Origin of the sequence: Bradyrhizobium sp. (assembly GCF_016462955.1) — a bacterium.
Taxonomy (GTDB): Bacteria; Pseudomonadota; Alphaproteobacteria; order Rhizobiales; family Xanthobacteraceae; genus Bradyrhizobium.
This window is the reverse complement of sequence record NZ_JAEMSD010000062.1, coordinates 603-5,836: the sequence shown is the minus strand read 5'-3', so window position 1 is coordinate 5,836 and position 5,234 is coordinate 603. Positions and strand designations below refer to the sequence as shown.

Annotated in this window: 4 protein-coding genes and 1 pseudogene; 3 read left to right on the top strand and 2 right to left on the bottom strand. The window is 65.3% G+C overall.

Features of this window, described 5'->3' with window-relative positions:
- The coding region (gene secA, locus JHD07_RS09610; RefSeq protein ID WP_291621401.1) for a preprotein translocase subunit SecA at nucleotides 1–1,679 on the bottom strand (1,679 nt) is incomplete at its 3' end.
- 353 nt (nucleotides 1,680–2,032) lie between these two features.
- On the opposite strand from secA, the gene JHD07_RS09605 reads away from it, so the two are divergent.
- The 3 genes from JHD07_RS09605 to JHD07_RS09595 all read left to right on the top strand — a co-directional run bounded on the left by JHD07_RS09605 (nucleotide 2,033) and on the right by JHD07_RS09595 (nucleotide 4,720).
- A complete protein-coding gene (locus tag JHD07_RS09605) occupies nucleotides 2,033–2,947 on the top strand; it encodes a peptidylprolyl isomerase (RefSeq protein ID WP_291621399.1) in 915 nt (304 codons plus the stop codon).
- A 116-nt stretch (nucleotides 2,948–3,063) separates the two neighbouring features.
- The gene (argJ, locus tag JHD07_RS09600; protein WP_291621397.1) at nucleotides 3,064–4,305 is read left to right on the top strand and encodes a bifunctional glutamate N-acetyltransferase/amino-acid acetyltransferase ArgJ; all 1,242 of its coding nucleotides are present in this window, start codon (nucleotides 3,064–3,066) and stop codon (nucleotides 4,303–4,305) included.
- Nucleotides 4,306–4,309: 4 nt separating this feature from the next.
- A complete protein-coding gene (locus tag JHD07_RS09595; RefSeq protein ID WP_291621395.1) occupies nucleotides 4,310–4,720 on the top strand; it encodes a (deoxy)nucleoside triphosphate pyrophosphohydrolase in 411 nt (136 codons plus the stop codon).
- A gap of 65 nt (nucleotides 4,721–4,785) precedes the next feature.
- On the opposite strand, the pseudogene JHD07_RS09590 reads toward JHD07_RS09595, so the two are convergent.
- Nucleotides 4,786–5,234: pseudogene (locus JHD07_RS09590) on the bottom strand (SAM-dependent methyltransferase); the annotation flags it as partial.

Genomic DNA, 5,234 nt, shown 5'->3' with positions numbered 1-5,234 from the left:
GCGATATCGGCCTTGATCTGCTCGATCTTGCTGGCCTTCTCCGCTTCGTCCTCGATGCCTGCGGTCTCCTGCTGGATGCGCATCTCGAGCGAGCCGCCGAGCTTGATGTCGGTGCCGCGGCCGGCCATGTTGGTCGCGATCGTGATCGCACCGGGCACGCCGGCTTCGGCGACGATGTAAGCTTCCTGCTCGTGGAAGCGCGCGTTCAGCACCGCGAAGAGCTTGGCCGGCTTGCCGGCGCGGGCGGCGGCATAGAGCTTGTCGAGCGCGTTCTCCTTGCCGAAATCGATCTGCTTGTAGCCGTTCTTCTTGAGGAATTCGGCGAGCACTTCCGACTTCTCGATCGAGGCCGTGCCGACCAGCACCGGCTGCAGCCGCGAATTGGCGCGCTCGATCTCGGCGAGGATGGCGCGGTATTTTTCCTGCTGGGTGCGATAGACCTCGTCGTCCTCGTCGAGGCGCGCAATCGACAGATTGGTCGGGATCTCAACGACCTCGAGCTTGTAGATGTCGAACAATTCGTCCGCTTCGGTCGCGGCCGTGCCGGTCATGCCGGCCAGCTTCTCGTACATGCGGAAGTAGTTCTGGAAGGTGATCGAGGCCAGCGTCTGGTTCTCGGGCTGGACCTGGACGTGCTCCTTGGCTTCGAGCGCCTGGTGCAGGCCTTCCGAATAGCGGCGGCCCGGCATCATGCGTCCGGTGAACTCGTCGATGATGACGACCTCGTTGTCGCGGACGATGTAGTCCTTGTCGCGCGTGAACAGCGTGTGGGCGCGCAGCGCCTGGTTGATGTGATGCACGACGGAGACGTTCTCGACGTCGTAGAGCGACTCGCCCTTGAGCTGGCCGGCATCGCGCAGCAGCGTCTCGATCTTCTCCATGCCGCCTTCGGTCAGCGTCACCGTGCGCTGCTTCTCGTCGACCTCGTAGTCGGTCTTGTCGAGCTTGGGCAGGAAGCCGTCGATGGTGTTGTAGAAATCGGAGCGGTCGTCGAGCGGGCCGGAGATGATCAGCGGCGTGCGCGCTTCGTCGATCAGGATGGAGTCGACCTCGTCCACGATGGCGAAGAAGTGCGGCCGCTGGACCATGTCCTCGAGCCGGTACTTCATGTTGTCGCGCAGATAGTCGAAGCCGTATTCGTTGTTGGTGCCGTAGGTGATGTCGCAGGCGTAGGCCGCCTTGCGCTCGGCATCGTCGAGGCCGTGGACGATCACGCCGGTGGTCATACCGAGGAAGCCGTAGATCTGGCCCATCCAGCCGGAGTCGCGGCGGGCGAGATAGTCGTTCACGGTGACGACGTGGACACCCTTGCCGGCGAGCGCGTTGAGATAGACCGCCAGCGTCGCCACCAGCGTCTTGCCTTCGCCGGTCTTCATCTCGGCGATGTCGCCCTCGTGCAGCACCATGCCGCCGATCAGCTGAACGTCGAAATGGCGCTGGCCGAGCGTGCGCTTGGCGGCCTCGCGCACGGTGGCGAAGGCGGGCACCAGGAGGTCGTCGAGCGTCTTGCCGTTGGCGAGCTGCTGCTTGAATTCCGCGGTGCGGGCCTTGAGCGCCTCGTCGGAGAGCTTCGAGACCTCCGGTTCCAGCGCGTTGATCGCGTTGACGCGGGACTGATATCCCTTCACCCGCCGGTCGTTGGCGGAGCCGAAAAACTTGCGGGCGAGCGCGCCGATCATGCCTGGTTCCTGTGTTCGCGATTTAACCGCGTTGGCCTAAGAAAGTTGTCACCCGCCTGGCTATCAACTCACCGTGACGCTTCGCGGCATCAGAGCCCGGACTGCGGGGGTCATCCGCCATATGGGTGGGAATTGGGCTAGTCTGGGTTCAACGGCCAAAAACGCAGCAAAATAAACGCCATCGCCATGGTCGCGACCGGCCAGAGATATGGCCCGGTCAGGGCCTTGTCAACGGCGGGCGCATTGCGGCTAATTCATCATTTTGACAGACTTTTCGCGTTGCCAAGCCCCCCTGAATTGGGCGAGTGTCCGCCCGCTTCGAGCAGCCCCCTGCTTCAACATAAGGATTTTTCATGACCACCTCGTTCCCGGTAACCACCGGCCAGCGCTTCCGCCATGCGTCCGCCCTGGCTGGGAGCCTCGCTCTGGCGCTGTCCCTGGCGTTCGCGGGCCCGCTCCGGGCCGCCGATGATCCGGTGCTGGCGAAGGTCAATGGTGCTGAAATCAAGAAGAGCGACGTCGCCATGGCCGAGGAGGAACTCGGGGCAAGCCTCGCCCAGATGGACCCGGCGACCAAGGACGAGAACGTCCTGTCCTTCCTGATCGACATGAAGATCGTCGGCAAGGCTGCTGAAGACAAGAAGATCGCCGACGGCGAGGAGTTCAAGAAGCGCCTGGCATTCGCCCGCAACCGGCTTCTGATGGACAGCCTGCTCGCCAGCGAGGGCAAGGCCGCGACCACCCCGGAGGCCATGAAGAAGGTCTATGAGGAGGCCGCCAAGCAGATCACCGGCGAGCAGGAGGTGCGCGCCCGCCACATCCTGGTCGAGACCGAGGACGAGGCCAAGGCGGTAAAGGCCGAGCTCGACAAGGGCGCCGATTTCGCCGAGCTGGCCAAGAAGAAATCCAAGGATCCGGGCTCGGCCGACGGCGGCGACCTCGGCTTCTTCACCAAGGAGCAGATGGTGCCGGAATTCTCGACGGTCGCCTTCGCGCTCGAGCCGGGCAAGATCTCCGATCCCGTGAAGTCGCAATTCGGCTGGCACATCATCAAGGTCGAGGAAAAGCGCAGCCGCAAGGCGCCCGATTTCGAGCAGGTCAAGGCCCAGATCGAGCAATACGTGACCCGCAAGGCCCAGGCCGAGTATGTCGCCAAGCTCCGCACCGAGGCCAAGGTCGAGCGGCTGGATCAGCCCGCGGCCGACGCCAAGCCGGCCGACGCGGCCAAGCCGTCCGACAGCAAGATGGCGCCGCCGGCGAAGAAGTAAGACCGCGAAGACGTAAGAATTCGCTGTCACTTGGCGGACGCCGAGAGTATCTAACGTCGCAATGGCCGGGAATCCCCCGGCCATCTGCATGTCCAGACCCCACCAAGGCGCCCGCGATGTCTTCCTCCGTCTCTCCCCTCGCCCCTAAAACCGTTCCCGATATGCCCGTGATCGCGGGCGTCCGGCTTGCGACGGCCGAAGCCGGCATCCGCTACAAGAACCGCACCGACGTTCTGCTGGCGGTGATGGACAAGGGCACCGCCGTCGCCGGCGTCTTCACCAAATCGAAGTGCCCTTCGGCCCCGGTGGAATGGTGCCGCGCCAAGCTGAAGGGCGGTAAGGCGCGCGCACTCGTGGTCAATTCCGGCAATGCCAATGCCTTCACCGGCAAGACCGGCCGCGCCTCCACCGCACTGACCGCGAAGATCGCGGCCAAGGCGGTCGGCTGCAGCGAGGGTGAGATCTTCCTGGCGTCGACCGGCGTGATCGGCGAGCCGCTGGACGCAACCAAGTTCGACGGCGTGCTCGGCCGCCTCGCCGGGACCGCCGAGCCCGGCGACTATCTCGCCGCGGCCAAGGCGATCATGACGACCGACACCTTCCCGAAGGTCGCGACCGCGACCGTCCGGCTCGGCAAGGCGAAGGTCACCATCAATGGCATGGCCAAGGGTGCCGGCATGATCGCGCCCGACATGGCGACCATGCTGTCCTTCATCTTCACCGATGCGCCGATCGCGCCGGCGGCCTTGCAGGCGCTGCTCAAGAGCGGCGTCGAGGACACGTTCAACGCCGTGACGATCGACGGCGACACCTCGACCTCCGATACGCTGCTGGCATTCGCCACCGGCGCTGCCGCCGCGCATGGTGCGCCGAAGATCAGCCGCGCCAGCGATCCGCGCCTGAAGGCGTTCGTCAAGGCTTTCAACCAGGTGCTGGCCAATCTGGCCGAGCAGGTGGCGCGCGACGGCGAAGGCGCCCGCAAGCTGGTCGAGATCACCGTCGAGGGCGCCAAGACCAAGGTCTCGGCGCGCAGAATCGCGATGTCGATCGCCAACTCGCCTCTGGTGAAGACCGCGATCGCGGGCGAGGACGCCAATTGGGGCCGCGTGGTGATGGCAGTCGGCAAGGCCGGCGAGCCCGCCGACCGCGACAAGCTCTCGATCTCGTTCAACGGCATCCGCGTCGCCAAGAAGGGCGCGCGCGATCCCGACTATGACGAAGCGCAGGTGTCGGAAGCAATGAAAGCGCCGGAGATCGCGATTCTGGTCTCGCTCGGCCTCGGCAAGGGCCGCGACCGCGTGCTGACCTGCGACCTCACCAAGGAATATGTCGCGATCAACGGGGATTACAGGTCCTGATCGGATGGCGGAACTGAGGCTCACCCTCGTCGTGGCCTGCGCGCTGGTCGACGCCGACAAGCGCGTCCTGATCGCGCAGCGCCCGGAGGGCAAGGCGCTGGCCGGCCTTTGGGAATTTCCCGGCGGCAAGCTGGAGCCCGGCGAGCGGCCCGAGCAGTGCCTGATCCGCGAGCTCCATGAGGAGCTCGGCATCACCGTGGCCGAGCCGTGCCTAGCGCCGCTGACCTTCGCCAGCTACGGCTACGAGACCTTCCACCTTCTGATGCCGCTATATGTCTGCCGGCGCTGGGAAGGGATGGCTTCGCCGCGCGAGGGCCAGAACCTCGCCTGGGTCCGCGCCAACAAGCTGCGCGACTATCCGATGCCGCCGGCGGACATTCCGCTGATCCCGCATCTGATCGATTTGTTGATGTGACGATGCCCTTGCATCGTCATTCCGGGACGCGCGAGAGCGTGAACCCGGAATGACGTTGGAAACGCCTACGTCTCCCCCGCCTTCCTCACCGCCTCCGCCAAACTCGCCTTCGCCGACCCCGGCTTCAGCGGCTGCTGCTGGCTCGCATGCGGAGCCCAGCCCGAGAGCCAGATGATGTCGAATGTCGCTCGGATGCGGCCGTCGGCATCGGCGAAGCGCTCGGCATAGATTTCGGCCATGCGCAGCAACGTCGTGCGCCGCGGCGGCATTCGCCGCCGCTCGATCAGCACGTTCGAAGCGCCCATGCGGCGGAGATCCTGCATCAAGGCGAATCCATTGCCATAGCGCACCACGACGCGGTCGACGTCGGTCACCGGCAGCGCGAAGCCGGCCCGCTGCAGCAGCGCGCCGATGTCGCGAAGATCGGCAAACGGCGCCACGCGCGGCGACAAGCCGCCCTCGCATTCGGCTTCCGCCGCGGCAAAGGCCTGCCGTAGCTCGGTCAGGCTGTCGC

Coding starts and splice junctions, on each gene's coding strand:
- JHD07_RS09605 (WP_291621399.1), top strand. CDS start 2,033: ATGACCACCTCGTTCCCGGTAACCACCGGCCAGCGCTTCCGCCATGCG.
- argJ (WP_291621397.1), top strand. CDS start 3,064: ATGTCTTCCTCCGTCTCTCCCCTCGCCCCTAAAACCGTTCCCGATATG.
- JHD07_RS09595 (WP_291621395.1), top strand. CDS start 4,310: ATGGCGGAACTGAGGCTCACCCTCGTCGTGGCCTGCGCGCTGGTCGAC.